Source organism: Pseudomonas sp. R5-89-07 (genome assembly GCF_003851685.1).
Classification (GTDB): Bacteria; Pseudomonadota; Gammaproteobacteria; order Pseudomonadales; family Pseudomonadaceae; genus Aquipseudomonas.
In genome coordinates this window covers 2,424,359-2,450,957 of record NZ_CP027727.1, presented here as the reverse complement: position 1 = coordinate 2,450,957, position 26,599 = coordinate 2,424,359, and the positions used below count along the sequence as shown (strand labels likewise).

At 63.1% G+C, this 26,599-nt stretch carries 17 protein-coding genes; 6 read left to right on the top strand and 11 right to left on the bottom strand.

Annotated elements, in window-relative coordinates; all coding sequences use genetic code 11:
* The first annotated feature begins 7 nt into the window (after positions 1–7).
* On the top strand, positions 8–1,039 hold the full coding sequence (locus tag C4J94_RS11335) for an ABC transporter substrate-binding protein (protein ID WP_124386235.1): 1,032 nt from the start codon (positions 8–10) through the stop codon (positions 1,037–1,039).
* Here C4J94_RS11335 and nadE read toward each other — a convergent pair whose 3' ends face one another.
* The 3 genes from nadE to C4J94_RS11320 are packed head-to-tail and all read right to left on the bottom strand — an operon-like array spanning position 1,040 to position 3,733.
* Positions 1,040–1,855 (bottom strand): ammonia-dependent NAD(+) synthetase, encoded by an 816-nt coding sequence (gene nadE / locus C4J94_RS11330; protein ID WP_124386234.1) that lies wholly within the window; start codon positions 1,853–1,855, stop codon positions 1,040–1,042.
* Between the two features lies 1 nt (position 1,856).
* Positions 1,857–3,074, bottom strand: coding sequence for a nicotinate phosphoribosyltransferase (pncB, locus tag C4J94_RS11325; protein ID WP_124386233.1), 1,218 nt, complete (start codon positions 3,072–3,074; stop codon positions 1,857–1,859).
* Positions 3,075–3,085: 11 nt separating this feature from the next.
* Positions 3,086–3,733 (bottom strand): nicotinamidase, encoded by a 648-nt coding sequence (locus C4J94_RS11320; RefSeq protein ID WP_124386232.1) that lies wholly within the window; start codon positions 3,731–3,733, stop codon positions 3,086–3,088.
* 144 nt (positions 3,734–3,877) lie between these two features.
* Between C4J94_RS11320 and C4J94_RS11315 the strand changes: the two genes are divergently transcribed.
* Positions 3,878–4,570 carry an NUDIX hydrolase gene (locus C4J94_RS11315; RefSeq protein WP_124386231.1) on the top strand — a complete coding sequence of 231 codons (693 nt, stop codon included), beginning with the start codon at positions 3,878–3,880 and terminating at the stop codon, positions 4,568–4,570.
* Positions 4,571–4,683: 113 nt separating this feature from the next.
* Here C4J94_RS11315 and C4J94_RS11310 read toward each other — a convergent pair whose 3' ends face one another.
* Both C4J94_RS11310 and C4J94_RS11305 read right to left on the bottom strand, forming a co-directional pair.
* Positions 4,684–5,457: an L-iditol 2-dehydrogenase gene (locus tag C4J94_RS11310; protein ID WP_124386230.1), complete on the bottom strand. Its 774-nt coding sequence runs from the start codon at positions 5,455–5,457 to the stop codon at positions 4,684–4,686.
* A gap of 17 nt (positions 5,458–5,474) precedes the next feature.
* Positions 5,475–6,797 carry a sugar ABC transporter substrate-binding protein gene (locus C4J94_RS11305; protein ID WP_124386229.1) on the bottom strand — a complete coding sequence of 441 codons (1,323 nt, stop codon included), beginning with the start codon at positions 6,795–6,797 and terminating at the stop codon, positions 5,475–5,477.
* Between the two features lie 209 nt (positions 6,798–7,006).
* Here C4J94_RS11305 and C4J94_RS11300 point away from each other — a divergent pair, with 209 nt between their 5' ends.
* The 3 genes from C4J94_RS11300 (at position 7,007) to C4J94_RS11290 (ending at position 10,078) form a co-directional block, all read left to right on the top strand.
* A complete protein-coding gene (locus C4J94_RS11300) occupies positions 7,007–7,930 on the top strand; it encodes an AraC family transcriptional regulator (protein ID WP_124386228.1) in 924 nt (307 codons plus the stop codon).
* 154 nt (positions 7,931–8,084) lie between these two features.
* Positions 8,085–9,035 (top strand): nucleoside-specific channel-forming protein Tsx, encoded by a 951-nt coding sequence (locus tag C4J94_RS11295; RefSeq protein ID WP_124386227.1) that lies wholly within the window; start codon positions 8,085–8,087, stop codon positions 9,033–9,035.
* A gap of 14 nt (positions 9,036–9,049) precedes the next feature.
* Complete coding sequence (locus C4J94_RS11290; RefSeq protein WP_124386226.1) at positions 9,050–10,078, top strand: purine nucleoside permease; 1,029 nt, start codon at positions 9,050–9,052, stop codon at positions 10,076–10,078.
* Positions 10,079–10,598: 520 nt separating this feature from the next.
* On the opposite strand, the gene C4J94_RS11280 is transcribed toward C4J94_RS11290, so the two are convergent.
* The 3 genes from C4J94_RS11280 to C4J94_RS11270 all read right to left on the bottom strand — a co-directional run bounded on the left by C4J94_RS11280 (position 10,599) and on the right by C4J94_RS11270 (position 11,813).
* Positions 10,599–10,775 carry a metallothionein gene (locus C4J94_RS11280; protein ID WP_124386225.1) on the bottom strand — a complete coding sequence of 59 codons (177 nt, stop codon included), beginning with the start codon at positions 10,773–10,775 and terminating at the stop codon, positions 10,599–10,601.
* An 89-nt stretch (positions 10,776–10,864) separates the two neighbouring features.
* Positions 10,865–11,320, bottom strand: coding sequence for a DMT family transporter (locus C4J94_RS11275; protein ID WP_124386224.1), 456 nt, complete (start codon positions 11,318–11,320; stop codon positions 10,865–10,867).
* Between the two features lie 4 nt (positions 11,321–11,324).
* Positions 11,325–11,813 (bottom strand): DMT family transporter, encoded by a 489-nt coding sequence (locus C4J94_RS11270; protein ID WP_124386223.1) that lies wholly within the window; start codon positions 11,811–11,813, stop codon positions 11,325–11,327.
* A gap of 115 nt (positions 11,814–11,928) precedes the next feature.
* Between C4J94_RS11270 and C4J94_RS11265 the strand changes: the two genes are divergently transcribed.
* Positions 11,929–12,861, top strand: a complete 933-nt coding sequence (locus C4J94_RS11265) for a LysR family transcriptional regulator (RefSeq protein ID WP_124386222.1) — start codon at positions 11,929–11,931, stop codon at positions 12,859–12,861.
* A gap of 1 nt (position 12,862) precedes the next feature.
* Here C4J94_RS11265 and C4J94_RS11260 read toward each other — a convergent pair whose 3' ends face one another.
* The 3 genes from C4J94_RS11260 to C4J94_RS11250 all read right to left on the bottom strand — a co-directional run bounded on the left by C4J94_RS11260 (position 12,863) and on the right by C4J94_RS11250 (position 26,498).
* A complete protein-coding gene (locus C4J94_RS11260) occupies positions 12,863–14,182 on the bottom strand; it encodes an Nramp family divalent metal transporter (protein ID WP_124386221.1) in 1,320 nt (439 codons plus the stop codon).
* 38 nt (positions 14,183–14,220) lie between these two features.
* Positions 14,221–15,777, bottom strand: coding sequence for a DUF726 domain-containing protein (locus C4J94_RS11255; protein WP_124386220.1), 1,557 nt, complete (start codon positions 15,775–15,777; stop codon positions 14,221–14,223).
* Positions 15,778–15,980: 203 nt separating this feature from the next.
* Entirely contained in the window at positions 15,981–26,498 is a 10,518-nt protein-coding gene (locus tag C4J94_RS11250; protein ID WP_372240873.1) for an autotransporter-associated beta strand repeat-containing protein, read from the bottom strand.
* Positions 26,499–26,599 lie beyond the last annotated feature (101 nt).

The window sequence follows — 26,599 nt, the reverse complement described above, 5'->3', positions numbered from 1 at the left end:
AAACCCCATGAACCCACGTAGTGTGCTGTCCTGCTTGTCCTTAGCCTTGCTCGCCTCCAGTGCCCACGCCGCGCCCACGCTGTACCTGGGCATGAACGGCGGCACCATGGAACGGGTCTATGCCGATAAAGTGCTGCCCGCCTTCGAAAAGGCCAACAACGTCAAGGTGGTCATCGTGCCGGGCACCTCCTCGGACATCCTCGCCAAGGTCCAGGCCAACAAAGACAACCCGCAGATGCACGTGATGTTCCTCGACGACGGCATCATGTACCGCGCCATCTCCATGGGCCTGTGCGACACACTCGCGCCCAGCCCGCCTTTGGAGCAGATCCCGGCCAAGGCGAAAATCAAGGACCAGGCCGTAGCCGTAACGCTCGGCGTCACTGGCCTTGGCTACAACGCCAAGATGTTCAAGGAGCAAGGCTGGGCGGCGCCGACCTCGTGGATGGACCTGGCCGACCCGCGCTTCAAGGAAAAAGTGGTGTTCCAGTCGCTGGCCTCCTCCACCTTCGGTCTGCATGGCTTCCTGATGTTCAATCGCATCCAGGGCGGCGACGAGACCAACGTGGAGCCGGGCTTCAAGGCCTGGCCAAAAACCGTTGGCCCCAACGTGCTGGAATACATCGCCAGCTCGGCAAAAATCTCCGAAATGGTGCAAACCGACGAAGCCGCGATCTTCCCTCTTACCCCCACCCAAGTGGCTACCCAGAAGCTGCTGGGCGTGCCCATGGAATATGCCCAGCCCAAGGAAGGCGCGGTGGTGCTGAACGTGGCCGAATGTGTGATCGCGCGCAACGATCAGCCGGAACTGGCACAGAAACTCGCCGCGTTCCTGCTGACCGCCCAGGCCCAGGCGCCGGCGCTGGAGGAAGGCGACCAGATCCCGTCGAACCCGACCACCCCGACCACCGACAAAACCCGCGCCCGCGTGGAAGCGATGCAAGGTTATCTGCAGACGGCGATTTCAATCGACTGGGACCAGGTCAACCAGGCGCGGCCGGAGTGGAACGCGCGCTGGAGTCGGTCGATCGAGCGTTGATCACGCCGGCACAAAGGGCAGCGCGCGTTTGTGCGCTGTCTTGCGGTACGCCTCCTCGACGATCGCCCTCACCCGCTCACTGACCGGCTCGCCCATCAGGTAAGCATCGATCTCTGCATAGGTGCAGCCGTAGGCCAGCTCGTCAGCTTTGCCCGGTGCCAGCTCTTCCAGGTCGGCGGTGGGCAGTTTGCCGACCAGCCCAGCCGGTGCGCCGAGGCCCGCACCCAGCAGGCGCACCTGGGTCTTGGTCAGGCCGGACAGCGGTGCGAGGTCGCAGGCACCATCACCGAACTTGGTGAAAAACCCCATCAAGGCCTCGGCGCCCTGGTCAGTGCCCACCACCAGGCCGTTATGCAGATTGGCCACGGCGTACTGGGCGATCATCCGTGCCCGCGCCTTGACGTTGCCCTTGATGAAGTCCGCGCGCTCGGCGCTGACGTCCGCGACAGACAGGCTGGACATCAACCCGTCGACGCCGGCGGCGATGTTCAGGGTTTCGGTCTGGTCGGGGCGGATAAATTCCAGAGAGGCGGTCGCGTCGTGCTCATCCGCCTGGCTCTTGTAGGGCAGCCGCATGGCAATGAAACGCGCGGGGTAATCGTCATCGCGCAGTTGCTCCACCGCCAGCTGGCACAGGCGCCCGGCCACCAGAGAGTCGACGCCGCCACTGATGCCCAGCACCAGGGCCTTGCAGCCTGAATTGCGCAAGGTTGTCTTGATGAAATCGATGCGCCGTTGAATTTCCTGGGTCTCGCCGCCTTTGACCAGCGAGCGGTCGACGTTCAGCTCATGCGCGATCCGTTCTTGAGTGTGCATGTCATTCCTCCACGCTACCAACGTTGAATACCTGTGCCGCGTACTGCAAAAACGACGGGTCTTCGCAGACGTTCTTGACCGGGTCATCGGAGAATTTCACCACCGGCTCCCCGTGTACCCGCACCAGCTTCATCACAATGCTCAGCGGCTCGACACCGTCCACATCGCAGGCCAGGCTGGTGCCCATGCCGAAACCGAACCGGGCCTTGCCACGAATGTGGCGCAGGATCGGCAGGCATTTTTCGAAATTCAGACCATCGGAGAACATAAGGTCTTTGGTCATGGGGTCAATGCCGAGTTCCTTATATCTGGCCAGGACTTTGTCGGCCCAGGCGATAGGGTCACCGGAGTCCTGGCGCAGGCCGTCGTAGAGCTTGGCGAAGTACAGGTCGAAATCCTTGAGGAAAAAGTCGGTGCTGATGCAGTCGGTCAGGGCGACCCCCAGGCGGCCACGGTATTCACGCACCCAGTTTTCCAGAGCAGCATTCTGGCTTTCACGCAGACGGCCCAGTTGCTGGTGCACCATCAACCATTGGTGGGCCATGGTGCCGATGAGTGGCAAGTCGAATTCGTAGGCCAGGTGCGCGTTGCTGGTACCGAGGAACTGGCCGGGAAAGTCGCGGCGCATGATGTCTACCACTTCGCGCTGTGCCTTGAATGACAGGCGCCGGCGGGTGGAGAAGTCGGATACGCGCAGGTCGGCGAGCTCCTCACGGCTGAGGTTTTTCTCCAGCCAGTCGAACTTCTGATAGAGCTTGCGGGTGACGTCTTCAAGGGTCACGTCGGGGTATCTTTCGCGATTGCGCAGTTCACTGACCAGCGCCAATATCGGTTGCTCGAACATGATGCAGTGCAGCATCGGGCCGATTACGCGGATGTTCAGTTGACCGTCCACTTCACTCACGTGGATATAGCGCAGGTCGAAGCGAAACAGGCCGAGAAATCGCTCGTAATCCGGCGTGAGATATTCGCGAAAGCGCGGGTTGAACAGGAAGCGCAGCTCACCTTCACGCATCTGCAGGCCGGCAAGTTTTTCCAGCTCGGTTCGCAGCGCAGGAATCAGGTGGCCGAGTTTTTCCCTGGAGCGGACGATGAAGTTGTACTCCACGTCCACGTTGGGATGCTGGTGCAGCACCGCCTGCATCATGGTGAAGGTGTAGTAGTCGGTGTCGAGCAAGCCCTGGATTACCGGGGATTCGTCGTCATAGGCGCTTTCCATGGGGCATCTCCTTAACGCAGGGCCATCACGGCCAGTTCTTCGCGGGTACTGCTGATGACAGCACCGGCCTTGAGCAACTCATTGACGGCCTGAACAGCGCCCTCCTCGGTGATCGCTCGACACGCCGGCAGGTGCAGCACCACCTGCAACCCAGCGCTGAGCAGTTGCAAGGCGGTGGTCTTGACGCAGTAGTCCAGGGCCAGGCCACCGACGATGACGCGAACGATACCGTGGGCCTTGAGGTATTCGATGACGCCCGTCGATAACTTGTCATGCAGGTCGTGGTAGCAGGCGCCGTAGGGGTGCAGGTCGGGTTCGACACCCTTCCAGATGAAGTAGTCGTAGTCGTACGGGGTGGGCAGCTCATCCAACAAGGCGAAGCCCTCGGTACCGGGTACGCAGTGGCTGACCCAAGTGACATCGGCGTGGGCCAGGCCGGTGGGTTGCAGCATCTGGCTGTGCTGCGCGACCACCCAGGGCGCGTGCGGGGTGTGGGCGTCCTTGCTGCCGATGCGATGCCCGGCAAGGCTGGCCATGTAGTTGAGCTCGGCACCGATCAGATCACCGCCGGCTACGGGCAACTCGTCGGGGCACAGCGGCGTGAAACTTTTCTGGGCATCGACATCGAAGGAAGCGATGGCAGTTCTTGTGAGGGTCATGGTGATTCTCCAGTGGCCTGAAACAAAAGTACACGTCATGTACTTTTATTGCAACAGACTTTTATAAGATTGCGCCCAGGAAAGTACATGACATCGCCGCTCGTTTCGCTAGACTGTGCCGATAGCCGTTCAGAAGGACTTCACATGCCACTTAGTGCCTACCTCCACACCGTCGACCTGTGCGTGCTGTTTTACTGCCGCGCCTCGGGCGAACTCAAACTGTTGCTGAACAAACGCGAGGCCGAGCCCTTCGCCGGGCATTGGGCGCTGCCGGGCGTGGTGGTGAACGGGGATGTACCGGACTTGAGCCTCAAGGATGCCGTGGAACGGCTGCGCACCAGTGACAAAGTCGGCCTGGACCTGGCCTGGAGCGAGCAGGTTGGCACGGTGGGGGATGCGTTTCGTGACCCACGCTGCTGGTCGTCGTCCACTCACTACCTGGCAATTGTGGCGGATGAGGTGACACTGGCTGAGCATCAGGCCTGGTTTTCGCTGAACGCAGTGGCGGACGGCAGTATCAAGTTGCCCTTCGACCACAACCTGATCGTCGCGGCGGTGCAGGAACGGCTGCTGTCCAAGTCGCTGTACAGCAGCTTGCCGCTGATGTTCCTGGGCAAGGAATTCAGTGCGCCGCAAGCGACCACCATTTTTTCCCTGGTGCTGGCGCGGCCGGTGCTCAAGACCAGTATTCGCCAGCGATTGTTGAAGCTGACGGAGGCGGGATACTTACGTGAGACAGGGCGCAAGAAGCAGGGTGAAGGCGGCAGGCCACAGGCAACGCTGGAGATACTGAAGCCCGGAGAAATTTACTTCTTCGACCGCAGTTTTGCCGAATGACCGGGCATCCTGATCCAAGGAAGCCGACGCCTATCCAACTGATGCCCCCGATGGCGACCTGACAGCCCACTTCGCCTGTCAGCTCGCCATGGGAGCAAGCTCACCGACTGTCGCTAGCTCATCCAGTTGCCGCCATCGACGTTATAGGTCTGTGCAACCACATAATCCGCCTCTTTCGAAGCCAGAAAGATCGCCATACCGGTCAGGTCCTGCGCCGTGCCCATCCGCCCATAAGGCACCTCCTCCCCCACCCGCTTCTTCTTCTCCCCCGGCGCCAGCCCTTCATGCCTGGCGAACAGCGCATCCACCCCATCCCAGTGTTCACCGTCCACCACACCCGGAGCGATGGCATTGACGTTGATGCCCTGCTTGATCAGATTCAGCCCCGCCGATTGCGTCAGGCTGATCACCGCCGCCTTGGTCGCGCAATACACTGCCACCAGCGCCTCGCCGCGCCGTCCGGCCTGGCTGGCCATGTTGATGATCTTGCCGCCATGGCCCTGCGCGATCATCTGCCGCGCGGCGGCCTGCAAGGTAAACAGCGTACCGGCCACGTTGATCGAAAACAGCCGTTCATAGCTGTCGCGGGTGATGTCGACGATGGGCGCCAGGTCGAACAGTGCCGCGTTATTAACCAGGATATCCAGCTTGCCGGCATGGGCGACCACGGCGGCCATTGCCGCGTCAATCGAGGCCTGATCGGTGACGTCCATCGCCACCGCATACGCCTGGGGGCCCAATTCGGCGGCCGTCTGCTCGGCGCGCTGCAGGTTGATGTCGGCAATGGCGACGGTGGCGCCTTCCTGGATATAGGCCTGGGCAAACGCGCGGCCGATCCCGCGCGCCGATCCGGTGATCAGCGCGCTCTTTCCTTCAAGTCGTTTCATCGAGGTGTCCTGTGGCATTACTTGGGATAACCGGCACGCTTCATCTCGCGCTCAGTGGTGGACTGCGCCTGCTGCAACGCCTGGTCCACCGACATGCCGCCGGTGAGCGCCGCCGAAAACAGCTTGCCGACGGAGGTGCCGATGGCCTGGAACTCGGGAATCGTCACGTACTGGATGCCCACGTACGGCACCGGTTTGGCCGAGGGATGGGCCGGGTCGGCGTGCTTCATCATCTGCAGGGTGACTTGGGCAAACGGCGCTGCGTTCAGGTACGCCTCGCTGTAGGTCGATTGCCGCGTGCCAGGCGGTACGTTGGTGATGCCCTCTTTATCCGCGACCAGCTGGATGTAGTCCTTGGACGTCGCCCAACTGATAAAAGCCTTGGCCGCGTCCTTGTGCCTGGAGGTGGCCGGGATGGCCAGCGACCAGGCGTAGAGCCAGGAAGAGCCCTTGTCGGTGACCTCGGTGGGCGCGGCGGCGAAACCTACGCGGTCAGCGACTTTGCTCTGGCGGGTGTCGGTGGTGAAGGAGCCGGCGACGCTGGCATCGACCCAGATCGCACACTTGCCGCTGTTGAACAACGCCAGGGTTTCGTTGAAGCCGTTGCTCGACACGCCCGGCGGGCCATATTGCTTGAGGCTGTTGACGTAGAAATTGGCCGCGGCCGTCCACTCGGGGCTGGTCAGTTCAGGCTTCCACTGCTCATCGAACCAGCGCGCGCCGAACGCATTGGCCATGGTGCTCAGCAGCGCAATGTTCTCGCCCCAACCGGCCTTGCCGCGCAGGCACAGGCCATATTGGTCCTTGTCCTTGACCGTCAGCTTGGCGGCGAATTCGCCGAGCTGGGTCCAGGTGGGCTGCGCGGGCATGCTCAGGCCGGCCTGCTTGAACAGGTCGGTGCGGTAATAGGTCACGGTGCTTTCGCCGTAGAACGGCAAGGCGTAGAGCGTGCCGTTGACCGACAGGCCCTGGCGCACCGCGGGGAAGATATCTTCGGCATCGTAGTCGGCCGGCAGTTCGGTCAGCGGCTCCAACCAGTGCTTGGCGCCCCACAGCGGGGTTTCGTAGGTGCCAATGGTCAGCACGTCGAATTGCCCACCCTGGGTGGCGATATCGGTGGTGAGGCGCTGGCGCAGCACGTTTTCTTCAAGCACCACCCAGTTGAGACGGATGTCCGGATGCTGTGCTTCGAACACCTTGGACAGGCGCTGCATGCGGATCATGTCGCTGTTGTTGACCGTGGCGATGGTCACGGTGTCGGCGGCCTGGCTGGGCAGGGTCACGGCGAGGCCGGACAGCAGCAGCGCAGGGGCAAGTGCGGCTTTGCGGATTGAGAGCATGGCGGTTTCCACCGTTTTTCTTGTTGTTGAGCGCCGATTACAGCAGCTTGGGCCGGCGTCTCACAAACCCCTGGCGGATGCTCCACCGATACTTTTTTAACCGCTAAGCCAGGCGCAAAAAAGTATCAGCGCCGGGCGATGCCGGGGGTAGCGCCGCACGTGCCGAGGCGGGTATTTTGGCGCTTATCCAACGCACAAGAGGCAGCAGCATGCCCATCCGCGCCGCCCTGTTCGAGCATCGCCCCGCCGAACGTGAAGTGATCCTGCCCGAACCGGAGCACTGCTTTCGCTGGTTCGAACATGACTACCCGGTCGAGCGGGCGCGCTGGAATCATCACCCTGAGTTTGAAATCCACCTGATCCGCCACGGCAGCGGCAAGCTGGTGGCCGGCGACTACATTGGTGCGTTCAGTGCCGGGCATGTCGCCTTGATCGGCCCCGACCTGCCCCACGACTGGATTGGCGACCTGGCGCCCGGCGAGTGCCTGAGCGGTCGCGACGTGGTGCTGCAATTTGACGGCGCCGCACTCCTCGCCCTGCGCAATGCCCTGCCGGAACTGGGTGACCTGCAGCCATTGTTTGAAAACGCGCGACGCGGCCTTGAGTTCACTGGCGAAACCGCGTTGCAGGCGGCGCGGTTGATGGAAGCCATCGGCAGCGCCCAGGGCCTGCAACGCCTGATCCTGTTCCTGCAACTGCTCGACATCCTCAAGAACGCCCCGCCCCGACAGCTCAAGGTGCTGGCCAGCCCACCCTACGCGCCGACCCTGGACCCGCGCAGCGCCGAACGTATCAACAAGGCCTTCGACTACTTGATGCGTGAACTGAGCGGCGATGTGCGCCTGTCAGACATCGCCCGGCAACTGGACATGAGCGAACCGGGTTTCTCGCGCTTCTTCAAACGCAATACCGGCCATGGTTTCATCGAGCTGATGCGCAAATTCCGCGTGCAGCGTGCCTGCCGGCTATTGCTGCAAAGCGACATGTCGGTGGCGGATATCTGCTTCGAAGTCGGCTACGCCAACCTGTCCAATTTCAATCGTCACTTTCGCATCGAGATGAACCAGACGCCGAGCGAGTACCGGCGCGAGACCGGCAACCACCTCGAAAAAATGACACCCAGTCATTTCTGACCAATAGGACGACTAATCAGGCTTTTTTGCAGGCCTTTCAGATGATTGAGCAAAGTTGGTACAGCCTGTGCAAACGTTTGCGGAACGAACTTGGCAGCCAGGTTCACTCCACCCGAAGAATCGGGCCAAAACCGCGTACGAATAGGGACTTTCAATGCACCCCACCTCAACGCCTCGAGCTTGCTTTGGTGTTTCCTTGCTACTGGCCGCCGTTACGGGAGTACTCAGTGCACCCATTTTGGCGCAGGACAAACCCGCCGATGACTCAGCACAGGGCGAAACCTTGAGCCCGGAGGCGAGCCCGCCGGCAAAAAAAGGCGCTTACCTGTCGGAGTGGTTCAACCAGGACCTGACGCTGATCGGCAGCAAGGACATCAGCTTCGGCCCCAAGCCCCAGGATGACGTGTACCTGGAATACGAGTATTTCGGTCGCAAGGGCCCGTTCGAGCTGTACGGCTACATTGATGTGCCAAAGATCCTCGGCATCGGTAACAGCAATGACAAAGGCGCGTGGGACCATGGCTCACCCGTGTTCATGGAGCATGAACCACGTATTTCCATCGACTACCTCGCCGGCCGCAGCCTGGCGATCGGACCGTTCAAGGAGTGGTATGTGGCGTTCGACTGGATCTACGACCACGGCAGCAACAAGGCGAACCGCGCCAATACCCTGTACAGCGGCCTTGGCACCGATATCGACACCCACTCGCGGGTCAACCTGTCGGCGAACTTCTACGGGCGCTACCAGTGGGAAAACTACGGCGCCAGCAATGAGTATTCCTGGGACGGCTACCGCGCGCAGATGAAATACATCGTGCCCATCGGCAAATTCGACAACGGTGCCTCGCTGACCTACATCGGCTTCACCAACTATGATTTCGGCTCGGACCTGCACAAGGACAACCCGGCGCGCACCGCCAACTCCCTGGTGGCGACCAACGTGTTGCTGTACTCGTTCACCCACCTGCGCTTTACCCTGGTCGGCCGTTACTTTCATAACGGCGGCAACTGGGAGGATGGCAGCGAGTTGAATTTCGGCGACGGCAACTTCCGCGCCCGTTCCGACGGCTGGGGTTACTACGCCGGCGTGGGCTACCAATTCTGATCAAGGAGCTGCAGATGAATACCCTTACCCGTCTATCAATGGCCATTGGCCTGGCCCTGCTGCCCCACGTGGTACTGGCAGACAACGCCGCGCCGATCAAACCCAAGGTGATGCTGATCACCATGTTTGCCCCCGAGGCGCAGACCTGGATCGATCGCCTGCAACTCACCCAGCAGGTGCGCGTGCCGGGCCTGTCCGCCGAATACCCGGCGATTCGCTGCAACACCCAGGACGTATGCCTGCTGGTGACAGGCATGGGCCAGACCAACGCGGCCGCCTCGACCCTGGCGCTGGCCCTGTCGCCCAGGTTCGACTTGCGCCAGAGCTATTTCCTGATCGCAGGGATTGCCGGTATCAGCCCCAAGCACGGCACCATCGGCACCGCCGCCTGGGCGCATTACCTGGTGGAATTCGGTACACAGTGGGAATTGGATTCACGTGACGCGCCCAAGGATTGGCCAACAGGCTATATCGGCATCAACACCAAGGGTCCCAACGAAAAACCACCGCTGGACTACAAGACCGAAGTGTTCGAGCTCAACCCCAAGCTGCAAGCCAAGGCGTTTGCCCTGTCGCACAAGGTGGAGCTGACGGAAAGCAAGGAATCCGCCGCCTGGCGCAAGCACTACCCCGCCGCGCCGGCCAATCAGCCACCGCAAGTTACCCGCTGCGACACCCTGGCGGGCAACACCTGGTTCTCCGGTACGCGCCTGAGCGAGCGCGCCGAGGTATGGACCAAACTGCTCACCGACAACAAAGGCGAATACTGCACCACCCAGCAGGAAGACAACTCCACCTACGAAGCGCTACTGCGCGCCAGCCGCGAAGGCCTGGTGGATATCCAGCGCCTGGCCGTGGTGCGGGCGGGTTCGGACTTCGATCGCCCCTATCCGGGCTACAGCGAAGTGGACAACCTGCTCAAGTACGCTGACCAGGGCGGTTTCGTACCGGCGCTGGAGAACTTGTACCGTACGGGAAATCCGCTCGTGCAGGCGATCCTGAACAACTGGTCCGCATGGGAAAAAGGCGTCCCCGAGGCCTGACGCCTCTCAAAATGTGGGAGGGGGCTTGCCCCCGATGGCGGCCTGACAGTCGACAATGATGTTGGATCAGAGCGAGTACATATCCGTTGCTGCGGTAACGGCGGCTTAGGGTTCCGTCCTTACGGCGGGTCACTTTTGGAAAAGAGCCCCAAAAGTAACCAAAAGGGCTCCTGCCCCACCACTCGGCACCTCGCTCACGCTCGGTGTGCCCGTAATCCGACATTGATTTGGAGGGCCGCCGCCACGCGCCATCCATGGCGCGGGGCGGCTAAACCGGCATTCCTGCCGGTTTACCCTCCAAATCACTGTCGAATTCCGGCCAGCGTGGTTTAACGGGGCGCCTAAGATCAAGAGCAAGATCAAGAGCGGCTCGCTTCGCATCGTGGTTACCGTAGGCTGCTACAAAGTTGTGTAGATACCTGTGCTCCGATAGCGGTGTTTCAGGCACAGATACAGTGACTGATATTCCGCCATCGGGGGCAAGCCCCCTCCCACCAGGCCCTCTCCCATATTCCAGGGTTCAGCTCGCGTTGGCAGCCGACTTGGCGCATTCGCAGTCGTTTGCCGCAGCGCAGGGCTCACCGTGCGCATGATGTTCGGCGCAACCCTGGCAGCAATAGCCCTTACCCTCCTTCATGACCGCGTCGACGCCCAGTACGCATTTGCAATGTGGGCAGGCACAGGTTGGATCCGGCATGGTCAGACTCCTTCTTCATGGTCGTCAAGGCGCAGCGAACGCCACACCTTAAGCAGTGACTGCCAGCGCGGCGCCAAGGTTCAGCGCCGTCAGTCAGCCTGGCGTGTGTTGCTGCGATACATGAACACCAGCGCCAGAGCCAGGCACAGCATCGCCACGATCCGGCTGCCGGACAGTTCGATCGCCGGGTTGCCCAGCCAGCCGAAGTTGTCGATCAGCATGCCCATGCCCAACTGCCCCACGATCACCGCCACGGTGGCGACCGCCGTACCGACCACCGGCACCGCGCCAACCATCACTATCATGTACACCACGCCGAACAAGGCGCCAGTCAGTTGCCACTTCGGCACGTCCAGCAAACTGACCGCCTGGGCGGGCTCGAAGAAAAAGATCAGCAGCGCAGTGGTGAGCGCCCCCACCGCAAAGGTCAGCAGGCTGCTGCGCAACACCCCGACGGTCTGGCCCAGGCGACCGTTGATGGCCGCCTGCACGCTCAAGACCGCACCCGCGGCGACAACCACCACCAACAATAGAATCAGATTCATCGACTTACCCTCGTGCAATCAAAACAAGTGCCGCCACAATCAACGCCAGGGCTATCCAGCGCTCCACATTGACGCGCTTGCGCGCCGTGCCGAACCAGCCGAAATGGTCGATCAGTACACTCTTGCCCACCTGCCCGGAGAGGATCGCAATCATCGTCATCGCCACCCCGATATGGGGCGTGGCCAGGGTCAGCACCACCACGTACATCGGCCCCAAGAAACCGCCGATCAACTGCCAGCGCGGCAGTTGCGTGAGGGCTGGGCCCTTTTGCGGGCCGCTGAACAGCAACAGCAGAAACAGGATCGCCGAGCCAACGCCGAAGATGCTCAAGGTCGCCCATAAATGCCCGACCTGCACGCCCAAGGGCCCAAGCAGACCGGCTTCGACCGACAGCCCCATGCCCGCCAGAATGACCAGCGGCAGCAACAGCAGCCGAAGAATGTTGCGATTCGGCCTGGCCTGCGCCGTGCCCTCGATAGAACGTGCCTGCATACATCACCTGCAATTGAAGAAGAAACATGGCGCGCATTATCCAGTGGCCTGGCTGTGCGATAAATGGCAGCATGCCGACAACACCTTTGCGCAATATGCACAGCCAGGAGTCAGGATGCAGGGTTTCAATGAGCTGAGTTTCAAGGCGCTACACCTGTTCGTTGCGGTGCTGGACCATGGCAGTTTTTCCGAGGTGGCACGCCGCGAAGGTCTGGCGCCGTCGTCCATTTCCCGGCAGATCCAGCTGATGGAGCAGGCCCTCGGCCAGCAGTTGCTGTACCGCCATACCCGCGCGGTGAGCCCCACCGAAGCCGGACGCCTGCTCGGGCGCCACGCGCGCTTGATGCTGGAGCAACTGGAAACCGCCAGCCAAGCGCTGCAGGAACAGGACAGCGAACCCAGCGGATTGGTGCGCATCAATGCGCCGATGGTATTCGGCCAGCGTCACCTGGCGCCGTGGCTGGGGGAGTTGTGCCGGCGCTATCCGAAACTGCAACTGGATATCCAGCAAACCGATACCTTCGTCGATCCACTGCAGGACGGCACCGACCTGCTGTTTCGTATCGGCGTGCTCAATGATTCCAGCATGCAGGCGCGTATCTTCGCGCCACAACGCTTCCGCCTCGCCGCCAGCCCCGCCTACCTGGCGCGGCACGGTACGCCGTGCCATCCCGACGAACTGGCCAATCACCAATGCCTGGCCTACAAGGGCGTCAAAGGCCAGGAACGCTGGTTCTTCCGCCGCGACCAGGGCGACTGGAGCGCCTACAGCGTCAAGGGCCCGATCACCGGCAACCACGCCGACACCCTGACCCACGCCGCCGAACAGGGCCTGGGGCTGGTGGTGTTTCCGTCCTGGCTGATTGGCGAAGGCCTGCGCGCCGGCACCTTGCAGGCGGTGCTCACCGAATACGAAGTGGCGACCACCCTGGAGCCCCAGCAGATCGCGGCGTTATGGCCGGGTAGCCGCAGGCTGTCGCTGAAGGTGCGCACCGTGATCGATTATTTTGTGGAGTGCTTCGGGACGGTGCCGTATTGGGATCGGTGAGTCAGAACAACCACTGCCCGATCAACCACGCATTCGCCCCACTGATCACCGCAAACAAGAACCACGCCAGCATCCGCGTGGGCAGTCGGTTAACGAATGGCCCCATCAGGTGCTTGTCGCCGGTCATACGGATCAATGGGTATAACGCAAAGGGCAACTGCAGGCTCAGCACCACCTGACTGAGGATCAGCAGCTTGCCGATGGCGTCGTCGCCCATCAGCCACACCCCGAGGAACGCCGGGATCAGCGCCAGCCCACGGGTAATCAGGCGGCGCTGCCAGCAGGGTATGCGCAGGTTCAGGTAACCCTCCATAATCACCTGCCCGGCGATCGTGCCGGTAAAGGTCGAACTCTGGCCCGAGGCCAGCAAGGCGATACCGAACAGGATGCTGGCAAACGCGCCACCCACCAGCGGGTCGAGCAGGTGATAGGCGTCCTGGATTTCCACCACATCGGTATGGCCGGTCTTGTGGAACGCTGCGGCGGCCAGCACCAGGATTGCCGCGTTGACCAACAGGGCCAGGGCCAGGGAGCCAATGGTGTCGATGCGCGCAAGCTTGACCGCGTCCTGTTTGCTGGCCAGGTCCTTGCCGATCAGGCGGGTCTGCACAATCGAGCTGTGCAGGTAGAGGTTATGCGGCATCACGGTCGCACCGAGGATGCCGATGGCCAGGTACAGCGGCGCGGCGTCGCTGATGGCCGACAGGGATGGGGTGAAGCCACTGAACACGTCCGGCCAGTAGGGTTTGATCAGCACCAGTTCGATAAAGAAACACACGCCGATGGTCGCGACCAGCGCCAGCATTATCGCTTCCAGGCGACGGAAGCCTCGGTTCTGCAGGGCCAGGATCAACAGCGTGTCGAAGGCGGTGATGATAATACCGGTGGTCAGCGATACACCCAGCAGCAGGTGAAACGCCAGGGCACAGCCGAGCACTTCGGCAAGGTCGGTGGCGATGATGGAAATTTCCGCCAGCACCCATTGGGTACGCGCGGAGCGCTTGCTGTAGCGCTCGCGGCACAGTTGCGCCAAATCTTTACCGGTGGCGATCCCCAGCCGCGAGCACAGGCACTGCACCGCCATCCCCGCCAGGCTGGCCAGCAACACCACGAATAACAGGCTGTAGCCATAGCGCGAACCGGCTTCGATGGCGGTCGCCCAGTTGCCGGGATCCATGTAGCCGATGGAGATCAGCAGGCCGGGGCCGGCGAACATCAGCGCACGTTTGAAAAACGACGCCTTGGGATCGACGGCGACGGAGCCGGCCACTTCCGGCGGGCAGAAGGGGGCGGTAGCAATTTTCGGCAGGCTGAATTTCACGCGCGATTCCAGGCAAACACACAAATCAGGGCGCCAGCTTAGCAGTCGGACGCGACCGTGCGCATCACCGTCTCTCGGGGCAGATCGAACGCCTCGACCACTTGCACCACCAGGTCCAGTTCCTGGTTCAGCGCCTCTCGCTCCAGGCGCTGGCGAATCACGCCAACCACCAACACCGCCAAGGTGGTGATCGAATACGCCGGGCCGGAAAACGCCCGTACGCCGCTGACCAGCAACATCGCCGCCGCCAATGCCTGGCCCACCACCGGAATCGCCGTGGCGGCACCGCGGCGAAGCATGAACCCGGTGAGCCCGGCCAATGCCGTGCCGCTCAAGGCGGTGGTGGCCGAACGGCCAACGTCGAGACGCGTGAACATACCCTGCTCTTTGTGCATCGCGGCCTTGAGTTCGGCGTCGAACGCTTGTCGGTCGGCGCCGCTGAGTTTGTCCTGATACTGCTCGATGAGCTTTTCCGCGACCTGCCCTTCGATGTCCGCCAGGGCCACGCTGGCGATTGCGTCGTCGAACTTGATGCCCAGGCGTTGCGCCACCGCTTCGGCGATCTGGCGATAGGCCACGCCATGGCCACGGGCAAGGTTCATGAAACTGTCGCCGCCCATGCGTTGCAACTCGATGGCGAGCTTGAGCGGTTCGCGCACATCGGCATCAATGGCGGCGCTGCGCTTTTGGGCCATCAGCTCGGCGAGAAACTTCAGTTCATTCGGCCGCGCCTGCATCAGCATGGGAAGCAGATCCGCGTCCTCTTCGGCAAAGCGCGTTTCACTGCTGCGCAAGTCGGCGCGGATCAGGCCACGGCGCTCCTGCAGCAGGTCGGTGTACTGCACCACGGTTTTCAGCTGCGGCCAGTAGGCCGCGTGATCGAAGCTGGCCAGATGCACGTTGGATACCTTGGCCTTCAGTGCCGGCGTCACCGCGATGGGATAGCGGCCGATGCAACGCTCGGTGTCCGGCTTCATCGCCAGCGCCCAGTCCTTGCTGGAATGGCAATTGATCAGCCGCCCCTTGAGCGGCGCCGACACCGCTTCCCAAGGGCTCGAAGTACAAATAGCCCCACCCATCAGCAACAGATTGTTCAACGGCAGTTCATCGGCGACTTCAGGGCTGGCCAGCACACTCTTGACCAGGATACGGGCGCCAAGGGAGTGACCGATCAGATTGATTTGCCGCACCGGCAGCGATTCGGCGTGCAGGTAGCTCGCCAGCTCAGGCAACAAGGTCCTGGCCACTTCATCGACCCGCGCTTCGACGCTTTTGTAATGATCAAGAAAGTAGGCAATCGCCTTGCCCACGCCCACCGTCGCCGCGCCCAGGCCGCCTCCGCCGAGCATCGAGGCAATCACCTCCTTGAACGGTGCGAAGAGGTTTTCCAGGAAATGCCCCGCCGGCCAGAACAGCATCAGGTTGGTCGAGCCTTCGATGCCGGCCAGTTGTTCCTTGAAGCCCGCCAGCTGCTGCTGGCTGAAAAACGCCGAATAACCGTGAACGTAGAGATTGAGCACGTCCCCCTGAGGCTCGCCACACAGGACGAACGTAGGCTTGCGGGTGCGGTGCATTTCATCCCACTGCTGCTGCATGGGCCGGTGACTCCGGGGTGACGAGGGACGGCCATGGTAACAAAGAGCCAATCAAGCCGAGATGAAAACACTGAACATCGCCCTACTAGGGTTCTTCAGCGAGCGAAGTTGTCGATTTTTACCTGGCCATCGGGAAACGTCGCAATTCGTGCACATGCAAAAAAAAACCGCCCTTACGGGCGGCTCAAGGCACTCGGCTCTGATCAGAAACCGAGGGAGAAACTCACCGTCACCGCATGGTCCTTGTCGTTGCGCGAGAGTTGGCCCGAATAGCCCAGGCCCAGCCTGCCATTCTGACTGATCTGGTAGTCCAGGCCCGCTTCCACCACCGCGCTGTCTTTGGCAATCGGCACGCCCTGGGTGCTGAATGAGGCACCGCCATCGATAAAGCTCAGGTCGGCATCCGGCTTGGTATCGCCGAACGCGTGACGCCAGCCGATACTGCCGCGCGGGGTGATTTTGGAGCCGTTGCCCAGAGTGATGGTCTGGCCGATGCGAAGGCCCAGGGTCGAGTAGGTGATGTCTTGTTTGGCATCCCCGCGCAGGGCGGCCGAACCGCCTTTCTCCTTGAGCGTGTCGCTGTCGTAGTTGACATAGGCCAGGCCGGCGAAGGGCTCCAGGGCGACACTGCCGGTTTCAAGGGTGTAGCCGACTTCGCCAAACACCTGCGCACTGCGCGCTTTGTAGTCGGCCTTCAGGCGCTGACCTTCACCACCCACCGCCACGTTGCGTTTGCTTTCAATGTCGTGCCAGCTGTAGGCCACTCCCATGCGTGCGGCGAACGCCTCCTGCTGGTACGCGGTGTAGGCCATCAGGTGGTAGCTGTCGACGTCGGCGCTGGAATTGCGGCGCTTGGCATCCAGATCACTGCGGGTGTAGCCGGCGGCCACGCCGACGCGCCAGGCGTCATCCACCTGTTTGTCGGTGCCGAGCAGGAAGCCGCTGAGGTTGCGGTCCAACTTGGCGGTGTTGCTGTCGCCGCCCATATGGCCCCAGGTGCCGAGCACGCGCATCCAACCGACCATCTCGCCATGGCAACCGGCACTGCTCAGGCGGTTTTCGCTGGGTGCCAGGGCGTTGCGTGGGTCGTCCTCGCGGTAGCAGCCAGGCTGGCGCAGACGCTCGTTGACCGCGTCACGCACGTAACGCGAATCCTCAAGCATCGCGCTGGCGGTGCTGGCGTGGATCTCGCCTGACAAGCTGTCGAAGGCCGCACGCGCACTGGCTACGTCGCCATTGAGCAGCGCATTTTGCACCGCTGCGCCACCGACTGCCGCACCGCTGCCCAGTGCAGCCGCCACGCCACGCTGGTTACCGGTGGCAGCAACACTGGCGTAGCTCACATCGTTACGAGAGACCGCCAACGCCACTTGGGTCGGGCCGTAGTTCAACGCGGTGTCGAGGAACGCCAGATTCTCCAGGTTGGTGGTGTTGAATGTCCCGTTGACCGCACCGGCGGTCAGCAGCGTGTAGGTGGTCGGGCCGGCATACGGGGCCAGGTTGATCACGTTCAAGCTACCGCCCAGATTGGCCGTGCCGCCAACCGCCAGGGAGCTGGTGATCGAGGGTGTGATCACCAGGTTCAGCGCACCGTTGCTGGCGTTGGTGAAGTTACCAGCCACGCTCAGTTTGCCGCTGTCCGGGGTCACCGAACCGTTGTTGACCAGCGAACCGACACTGCCGTTACCGGTCAGGCCGGCGCCGCTGGCCACGGTGACCTGGCCACCCAGCACGGTGCCAGGGTTGGCCGCATTACCCACTTGCAGCACGCCCTCTTCCACCGCCACGGTACCGCTGAAGGGCTGGTTGCCAGTCAGCAACAGCGCACCGGCGCCTTGCTTGATGAGGCTGCCGGTGCCGCTCAAGGTGCCTTTGAAGGTGCCGGCCGTGTTTTGCACAAATAGCATGCGCGCAGTGTTGAAGAAACGGCCTTGCAGGCTAAGGGTGTTACCGGCCAGCGTACCGCCGCTGACCGTGGTACCGCCGGTGTAGGTATTGGCCCCCGTCAACAGCAAGGTACCGGCGTCGAGTTTATTGATCCCGCCGGCCCCCACCAGAGGCGCATCGATCTGGGTGGTTACGCCGGAGTTGATCCGTACAGCAGCCAGGCTGCCATCCGCCGCATTGGTTGGGCTCAAGCTGCCACCTGCGCCAGCCACCAGCGAGTACCCCGGGTCAAGCACTTGCAGGCCAGTGAAGCCCTGGTTGCCGACCACGGTCACAGTACCGCCCTGCCCGCCAAATACCGCGAACTGGTTAGTGGACACCTGCCCCTGGGTGCCGGTCGGGTCAGTCCAGTTGGTGCCCGGGCCCCAGGTGCCGCTGCCGCCGGTAATGCTGCCGTCCGGGTTGGTGGTGCCGCCGTTCCAGAACTGAATCTGGCCAGGCGTGGTTTGCACCACCAGGTTGAGCTGGTTGGCCAGCGCATTTTGCAGGCTCGTACTGCCCAGGCCCAGAGGCAAGCTGCCCAGGGTCAGGCCGTTGTCGGTCAACGTGCCGCCGTAGCGGAACAGTTGATAGACCCCGGTGCCGAAGCCGCCGGTGTCCGTCACGTTGAGCGTGCCATCCAGCACCAGGTTACCGGCGACGTTCACCGCCGTGGTGGAGGCGCCCGGTGCGCCGAGGGCGAAGTCCAGGGCGGTGCCCGAAGACAGCGCCAGCGAACCCACCGACAAAGGCGTTGCCGAACCGGCCTTGAGCACCGAACCGTCGGCCATGCTGACCGCACCGCCCAGCGTGCCGCTGCCGCCCAGTGTCGCGCCGCTGGCTACCTGCACCGTCGCACTGCTCAAGGTGCCGTTGACCAGCAGGCTGCCGGCGTTGACATCTGTTGTACCGGTGAAGGTGTTGTTGCCGCTGAGCAGCAACGCGCCGGCCCCGGTTTTGTTCAACACGCCGGCGCCGGTCAGGTTGCCAGTGTAGGTACCATCGCTGGCTTGCTCGAAGGTTAAGGTCGCGTTGTTGAGAATGGCACCTTGCAGGCTGCTGGCATTACCTGTGGTACTGCCCCCGTTGAGGGTGGTGCCACCGCTGTAGGTGTTGGCGCCGGTCAGCAGCAAAGCACCGCCGCCCTCTTTGATCAGGCTACCGGTGCCACTGACCACGCCGTTGAGCGCCAGGTCATGACTACCAGCCAGGGTCAGCGGGCCGCTCAGGTCGATGGCGTTGGTCAGTTGCAAGTCGGTGCTGCCATCGAGTTGCGCAGCGCCGCCGACGCTCAATGCACCGGTGCCAAGGGCAGCGTTATTGGCCAGCAGCAGTTCGCCGGCGTTCAGGCCGGTGCCGCCGCTGTAGGTGTTGATGCCATTGAGGGTCAGCCGGGCAAAGCCGGCTTTGCGCAGACTGCCGCTGCCGCTGACGGTGCCGTTGAGGGTCAGCGCATTACTGCCGCCGACCGCCAAGGCACCGTTGAGCACCGTGGCGTTGGCCAGGCTCACTGCGGTGTTGCTGTCCAGGCGGGTGCCATCGGCCGCCGTCAACGCGCCTGTGCCCAGGGCACTGTCGTTGCCGACCACCAGCGTGCCGCCATTCAATGCGGTGCCGCCGGTGTAGCCATTGCTGGCGTTCAACACCAGAGTGCCGCTGTCGAGTTTGGCCAGGGTGCCGGCGCCGTTGAGGGTTACGCCCAGGGTCGCGGTCGCGTTCGGATCGACGCGCACCCCCGTCGTGCCGGTGCCCCCATTGACCAGGTTAAGCACCCCGGCTGCGCCCGAGGCCAGGTTGTAGCCATCGCTGACGAACTGCAGGCCGGTAATGTTCTGTGTGCCGTCCACCACGACGTTACCCGCTGCGCCCTGGAACACCGCGAAGCTGCTGCCCCACGTTTGATTGAGCGTACCGTCCACGTTGGTCCAGTTGCTGTTGGCGGCATTCCATGTGCCGGTGCCCCCGTCAATGGCACCATTGCCGATCAGGTTGGCGCCGTCCCAGAACTGCACGGTGGTATTGGGCGCGGTGACCAGCAGGTTGACCTTGTTGCCGATCGCGGTCTGCACTTGCAGGTCGCCCGGCACCACACTGCCAGGCAGCAGGCCGAGGACCAGGCCGTTATCGGTCAAGGCGCCGGTGTAGTTGATCAGGTTGTAGACCCCGCTGCCAAAGCCACCGACATCGGTGACATTCAAATTGCCGTCCAGCGTCAGGTCGCCGCCGACATTCAGCAGCCCGGTGCCGCCGCCGATTACCGGCGTACCCAGCCCCACATCCAGGTTCGAATTGCCGCCCAGTACCAGCGAGCCCACCGACAGCATGCTACCGCTGCTCAGCGCAACATGCCCACCGTCAGCCACCGTCACCGCGCCCGCCAGTGAGCCGCTGCCGGCCAATGTTGCAGCGTTATTCACCGCGACTGTGGCGCTGGCCAGGGACCCGCTGACGTTCAAGGTGCCGCCGTTGACGTTGGCCGCGCCGCTGATGGCATTGATGCCGGTCAGATCGAGCAGGCCGCTGCCGTTCTTGTCCAGGTTACCGGCACCGCCCAGCGTACCGGCGAAGCTGTTGTCCAGGTTGCTGCCGCCCACCGCGAGGGTACTGCCGCCCGCGACCTGCACCGCACCGTTGCCGGCCAGGGTATTGAGGCTGGCACTGCCGCCCAGGTTCAGGTTGGCACCACTGCCCACGGTCACGCCGGACGCACCGCCCAGCGCGCCGTTGCCGACGGTGGTCAGGCTGCCGCCCGCCACATTCACGGGCCCGGTGAAGGTATTGGTGCCGGTGAGGGTGAGGTCTGCCGCACCGTTCTTGATCAGCGCGGCACTGCCCGCCAGCACGCCGGCCAGGGTCAGGTTCTGGGTGCCGGCCACCGTCAGGTCAGCATTGAGGTTCACCGCATTGGCCAACACCAGCGGTGCACTGTTGTCCAGCTTCGCTGCGCCGCCAATACTCAAGGCGCCGCCGCCCAGAGCGGTTGCCGTGCCCAGGGTCAACGTACCCGCATTCAAGGCAGTACCGCCCTGGAAGGTATTGGCGCCATTGACGATCAGATTGGCCGCGCCGTTCTTGACCAGGCCACCCGCGCCGCCGAGCACGCCCGTCAGTGTCAGGTCATTGTTGCCGGCGGTGGTCAGGTTGGCATTCAACACAACGTTATTGCCCACCGTCAGCGGTGTGCTGTTATCCAGGGTCGAAGCACCGCCCACGGTGAGGCCACCCAGGCCCAACGCGGATGCCGTGCCCAAGGTCAGCGTACCGGCATTCAACGTGGTGCCGCCCAGGTAGGCGTTGGCGCCGGTGAGGATCAGGTTGGCCGCGCCCTCCTTGGTCAGGCTGCCAGCACCGTTGATCGCGCCGCCCAGGGTCAGGTCGGCCGTACCGCCGATGCCCAGGTTGCCCGCCAGGTTGATGGCGTTGTTGGCGCTGAAGGCTGCCGTGGTGTCCAGCGTCGTGCCATTGGCGGCATTCAACGCACCGCTGCCCAGTGCCGAATTGGACGCCAGGAGCAGCCCGCCCGCATTCAGGGCCACCGGACCGAGGAAGGTGTTATTGCCGCCCAGGGTCAAACTGGCCGTGCCGTTCTTGATCAGGCCACCGACGCCGCTGATCGCACCATTGAGCGCCAGCGCATTGCTGCCCGCCACCGTCAGGTTGCCATTCAAGGCCACATCGTTGACCAGCGCCACCGGCGCATTGCTGTCCAGCGTCGTGCCGGCGGCGGCGGTCAACAGGCCGCTGCCCAGCGCCGTGTTGCTGCCCACCACCAGCGTGCCGCCATTGAGCAGGGTGCCGCCGGCGTAGGTGTTGGCGCCAGTGAGCACCAGGGTGCCGGCATCCAGTTTGTTCAGGGTGCCGCTGCCATCGATGGCCACGCCAATCGTTGCGCTCGCGCCCGGATCCACCCGCAGTGCGACGTTGCCGCCGGCGCCGTTGACAGCCGTCAGCTGCCCGGCGGCGCCAGCGACCAGGTTGTAGCCGTCTACCGCAAATTGCAGGCCGGTGAAGCTTTGCGGACCCTCCACGGTGACGGTGCCCGGCGTGCCCTGGAACACCGCGAAATCGCTGGCCCAGGTCTGGTTGAGCGTGCCATTGGCATTGGTCCAATTGGTGCCCACGCTGGTCCAGGTGCCGGTGCCTCCGTCGACGCTGGCGTTGGCAATCGTCTGGCTGCCATCCCAATAACGGATCACCGTGTTCGGTGCCGACACCTGCACGTTGATCTGGTTGGCCACGCCGGTCTGCACGATGAGATCGCCCAGGTTAAACCCGACTGGCACCGAGGCTACGTCCAGGCCGAGGTCAGTCAGCGTGCCGGTGTAGTTGACCAGGCGGTAGACGCCAACGCCGAAGCCGCCGGCGTCGGTCACGTTGAGGTTGCCGTCAAGCGTCAGGTTACCGCCGACATTGAGCAACGAGTTGGCGGATGGCGCGCCCAGGGCCAGGTTCAAGTTTGCGCCTGTACCCAGCGTCAGCGAGCCAGCCGACAAGGTGTTGCCGCTGCTCAAGGCAAGCGTGCCGCCGTTATTGACGTTCACGCCACCAAGCAACGAACCGGTGCCGGTCAGCGTGCCGCCATTGTTGACGTTGACGAGCCCACTGCCCAACGACCCGCTGAGGTTCAGGGTACCCGCGTCGATTGCGGTGTTACCGGTGAGGCCGTTGATACCGGTAAGGTTGAGGGCGCCGGTGCCGACCTTGATCAAACCACCTGCACCGTTGAGGTCACCGTCAAAGGTACTGGTGGTGGCAAGGCCGCCAACCGTGAAATTTAAGCCGCCGCCCACCGCCACGCCGCCACTGCCGCTCAAACCTGCCAGGCTGGCGTCGGCACCCAGGTTCAGCGAAGCACCGGCACTGACGTTGACGCCGGAACTGCTGGCCAGCGCATTGGCATTCAGTAACGTGACACTGCCAGAAAGCACATCCAGCGCGCCGGTGAAGGTGTTGCTGCCACTCAGGGACAGGTCAGACAGGCCATTCTTGACCAGGCCCCCGGCACCACTGACCACGCCAGTGAGGCTCAGGTCGTTGTTGCCGGCAATGCCGAGATTGGCGTTGAGTGCCAGGTTGTTGCCGACGCCAAATGCTGCGCTGTTATCCAAGGTGGCCGCGCCGCCGACAGTCAAGGCGCCGCTGCCCAGTGCCGCGGCATTGCCCAGGGTCAACGTACCGGCGTTGAGCGCGGTGCCGCCGCTGAAGGTGTTGGCGCCGTTGAGTGTCAGGTTCGCCAAGCCATCCTTGGTCAGCGAGCCCGCGCCACTGATAACGCCGCCCAGGGACAGGTCATTGGTGCCGCCTACCGTCAAACCGGCGTTGAGAGCGATGCTGTTACCCAGGCTGACCGCCCCGTTGCTGTCCAGGATCGACGCACCGCCAACGGTCAGATTGCCCAGGCCCAGGGCGAGGTTGGAACCGGCCGTCAGCGTACCGGCATTGAGCGTAGTGCCCCCCAGGAAATTGTTATTGCCGCTCAGTAGCAGGTTGGCCGCGCCGTCCTTGGTCAGGCTGCCTGCGCCATTGATCGTGCCGCTCAACGTCAGGTCGGCGGTGCCGCCGATACCGAGGTTGCCGGCCAGGTTGACCGCATTGGTCAAGAGGGCTGCGGTGGTGGCGTCCAGGGCTGTACCACCCGCTGCGTTCAAGGTGCCCGCACCCAGCGCGCCGCTCGCACCGACTACCAGTTTGCCGGTATTGAGCGCCGTGTTGCCCAGGTAGGTATTGACCTGGTTCAGCAGCAGGTCGCCCGTGCCGTTCTTGATCAGGCCGCCGATCCCGGCGACCGTGCCGCCCAGCGTCAGCGCATTGCTGCCGGCGATGGTCAGGTTGCCGCCCAGGTTCACAGTGTTGCCCAGGCTGACCGCCGCACCGCTCTGCAAGGTAGTGCCTCCCGCCGCGTTCAACGCACCGGCGCCGAGTGCCGTGTCGGTGCCGACAATGAGTGTCCCGGCGTTCAGCGCGGTGGTGCCGGTGTAGGTATTGGCGCCATTGAGCGTCAGGTCGGCCGCACCGCTTTTGATCAACCCGGCGGAGCCACTGATGATGCCGTCAAGGGTCAGGGCATTGGCACCGCCAGCGGTCAGGTTCGCATTGAGGGTAATCGCGTTAGCGGCGGTCAGCGCCGCGTTGCTGCTCAGGCTGCCTGCCCCGGCGACGGTCAAGGCACCGCTGCCCAATGCCGCTGCGTCGCCCAGCGTGAGCGTACCGGCATTCAGTGTGGTGCCGCCCTGGAAGGTATTGGCAGCGCTGAGCAGCACACTGGATGCGCCATTTTTGATCAGTGCCGAGGGACCGCTGACCACACCGCTCAATGTCAACGGGTTGGTGCCGATCAAGGCCAGGTCAGCCCCCAGGTCGATGGCATTGGCCAGGTTGACCCCGGCGCTGTTATCCAGCGACGCGCTACCGGTCACGCTCAAGGTGCCCGTGCCGAGGGCGCCGTCATTGCCGACACTCAAAGTGCCGCCCGCGAGCGTCGTGCCGGCGAGGAAGGTGTTGGCGCCACTGAGCAGCAACGACGCAGCGCCGTTCTTGGTCAGGCCGCCACTGCCGCTGATCACGCCGGTCAAGCCCAGGTCCTGGGTGCCGGCGATATTCAGGTTGCCGCCCAGGTTCAGTGCGTTGTTCACGGTCAGCGCGGCAGTGGTGTCCAGGGTGGTGTTATTCGCTGTGTTCAAGACGCCGCCCACGCCCAGGGCGGTGTTATTGCCAAGCGTCAGGCTACCGGCATTCAGGCTGGTGCCGCCGGTGAAGGTGTTGGCGCCGCTGAGCGTAAGCCCCGCGGGGCCAGTCTTGATCAGATTGCCGGTGCCGGAAATCACGCCGCCAAGCCCGAGGGCCTGGGTGCCGTTGAGCGTCAGGTCGCCGGTCAGGTTGATGGCGTTGGCGAGGGTGACGGCGGTGGTCGCATCCAGCGAGGTACCCGCCGCCGTATTCAACGCACCGCTGCCCAGCGCGGTGTTGGAGCCGAGCAACAACCCGCCGGCATTCAGCGATGTGGTGCCGGTGCGCGTGTTGTTGCCGGTCAGGGTCAATAAGCCCGCACCGCTTTTGATGAGACTGCCCGCGCCGCTCATGACCCCGCTCAGGGTCAACGGGTTGGTGCCAGTCAGTGTGAGCGCGCCGCCCAACACCACACCATTGCTCAGGAGCGATGCGCCATTGGCATTCAGGTTGGCGGCGCCCGTCACATTCAGGCTGCCGCTGCCCAACGCATCGTTATTGCCCAGCAGCAAGGTGCCGGCCGCCAGGTTGGTGGTGCCGCTGTAACCGGTGTTGGCGCCGTCGAGGGCCAGGCTGCCCGTGCCGCTCTTGGTGATCGAGCCGGTGCCAGACACTGCGCCGCCCAGGGTCAGGGCCCCGGTGATGCCAGTGGTCAGGGCGCCATTGAGGGTGATCAGGTTCGCCAGGTTGACCGTGCCGGGAGCCTGCAACGTCGTGGCGCCTGTGACATTGACCGTACCGGTGCCCAGTGCCAGGTCATTACCAAGCTGAACGCTGCCCGCCGCCAGGGTATTGGTGCCCGAGTAGGTATTGGCACCACTGAGGATCAACTGGCCGGCGCCTTGTTTGGTCAGCCCGCCGCTGCCCGACAGCACGCCAGCCAGGCTCAGGCTATTGGCACCGCTGACGGTCAAGCCGCCCGCGCCAAGGGTCAGCAAGTTGGCAATCGTAAGGCCTGAGTTGCTGGCTTGCAGCGTACCGCCATTGCTCGTCAGAACCCCGCTGCCGAACGCCGTATTATTGTTGAACAGCGAAACACCGCCATTGAGCGTGGTGCTGCCACTCACCAACGGGCCCTGCAAAGTCCAGGTGCCGCTGTTGATGGCCAGGTTGTTGAAGTTGATATAGGTGGCGCTGGACGCCGTCCCGGTGCCAGTGGTGCCACCGCCAGCACCGAGGGCATTCTGCAGTACCAGCGTGTTGCTGCCCCCTGCCCCGCCATCAACCGTGCCGGTGGGGCCAAAGGTCAGGTTGATCCCTATCAGCCCGCCCAGTCCCACGCCGATTTGCACGCCATCGCCCACACTCACGGACGAACCGGTGATGGCATTGAACGTGTTGGTACTCGCCGCGCCCATCGAGACGCCACCGGTGATGGCGCCTGCGTTGGTAAAGGTATTCCCCGCTGCGGAGGTTTCGAAGGCGACCCGACCATTGATGATCCCGGTGCTACTGTTGGTCATCGTCACCTGGGAGCCACCGTACACGCCGATGACCGGCGTGTCGGCCAGGGTGATACCACCCACCGACAGGCCTGTTGAGGTAATGGTGCCGTTGTTGGTGATGTTGGTGGTACCGGTGGCGGCGTTATTGATACCCAGCGCCAAGCCGTCGATGCTGGAGAGGTTGAGCCCGAGCAGCATCCCGGTGCCGCGCATGATGCCGGAGGCGGTGTTGAGCACGTTGACCGTACTTGATGCGCCCGTGCCGATGAATGCACCGCCGCTCAACACGGAGACCAGACCCAGCAGCGCCGGATCCAGGGTACCCGCGTTGTTAAGGGTGATATTGACCCCCGTAAGGTTCAGCACATGGCCACCGAGCGTCGCATTCATCTGCGCGCCGGCGTTGACGTTGACGGTCAAGCCGCTGGTGGCGCTGCTGAAGTTGTTCAAGAACAGGGGCAGGGTTGGCACCCCGGTACAGGTCACCGTGGACCCCGACGTCGAACAAGTTGCAGCGGCCTCGGGGCTGGCCAGACTGACCATCAACCCCACAATACCGAGTCGAACAGCCAAATTGAGCGGGTTGATACGGGATACACCGGCAGCAGCAAGTCTTCTTTCCACGTCAAACTCCTTCGTGGTCCAAGCCCTTCATCCATGAATGCGCAGAAGCCCAAACTTGTTGATCCACACGCATCGAATCGAGACACCTGACCGTGGCGACA

What these genes read in the sequence shown, in the direction of transcription:
- C4J94_RS11280 (WP_124386225.1), bottom strand. Translation starts at nt 10,775, where the DNA reads ATGCCGGATCCAACCTGTGCCTGCCCACATTGCAAATGCGTACTGGGC.
- C4J94_RS11290 (WP_124386226.1), top strand. Translation starts at nt 9,050, where the DNA reads ATGAATACCCTTACCCGTCTATCAATGGCCATTGGCCTGGCCCTGCTG.
- C4J94_RS11270 (WP_124386223.1), bottom strand. Translation starts at nt 11,813, where the DNA reads ATGCAGGCACGTTCTATCGAGGGCACGGCGCAGGCCAGGCCGAATCGC.
- C4J94_RS11305 (WP_124386229.1), bottom strand. Translation starts at nt 6,797, where the DNA reads ATGCTCTCAATCCGCAAAGCCGCACTTGCCCCTGCGCTGCTGCTGTCC.
- C4J94_RS11310 (WP_124386230.1), bottom strand. Translation starts at nt 5,457, where the DNA reads ATGAAACGACTTGAAGGAAAGAGCGCGCTGATCACCGGATCGGCGCGC.
- C4J94_RS11265 (WP_124386222.1), top strand. Translation starts at nt 11,929, where the DNA reads ATGCAGGGTTTCAATGAGCTGAGTTTCAAGGCGCTACACCTGTTCGTT.
- C4J94_RS11300 (WP_124386228.1), top strand. Translation starts at nt 7,007, where the DNA reads ATGCCCATCCGCGCCGCCCTGTTCGAGCATCGCCCCGCCGAACGTGAA.
- C4J94_RS11320 (WP_124386232.1), bottom strand. Translation starts at nt 3,733, where the DNA reads ATGACCCTCACAAGAACTGCCATCGCTTCCTTCGATGTCGATGCCCAG.
- nadE (WP_124386234.1), bottom strand. Translation starts at nt 1,855, where the DNA reads ATGCACACTCAAGAACGGATCGCGCATGAGCTGAACGTCGACCGCTCG.
- C4J94_RS11275 (WP_124386224.1), bottom strand. Translation starts at nt 11,320, where the DNA reads ATGAATCTGATTCTATTGTTGGTGGTGGTTGTCGCCGCGGGTGCGGTC.
- pncB (WP_124386233.1), bottom strand. Translation starts at nt 3,074, where the DNA reads ATGGAAAGCGCCTATGACGACGAATCCCCGGTAATCCAGGGCTTGCTC.
- C4J94_RS11335 (WP_124386235.1), top strand. Translation starts at nt 8, where the DNA reads ATGAACCCACGTAGTGTGCTGTCCTGCTTGTCCTTAGCCTTGCTCGCC.
- C4J94_RS11315 (WP_124386231.1), top strand. Translation starts at nt 3,878, where the DNA reads ATGCCACTTAGTGCCTACCTCCACACCGTCGACCTGTGCGTGCTGTTT.
- C4J94_RS11295 (WP_124386227.1), top strand. Translation starts at nt 8,085, where the DNA reads ATGCACCCCACCTCAACGCCTCGAGCTTGCTTTGGTGTTTCCTTGCTA.
- C4J94_RS11255 (WP_124386220.1), bottom strand. Translation starts at nt 15,777, where the DNA reads ATGCAGCAGCAGTGGGATGAAATGCACCGCACCCGCAAGCCTACGTTC.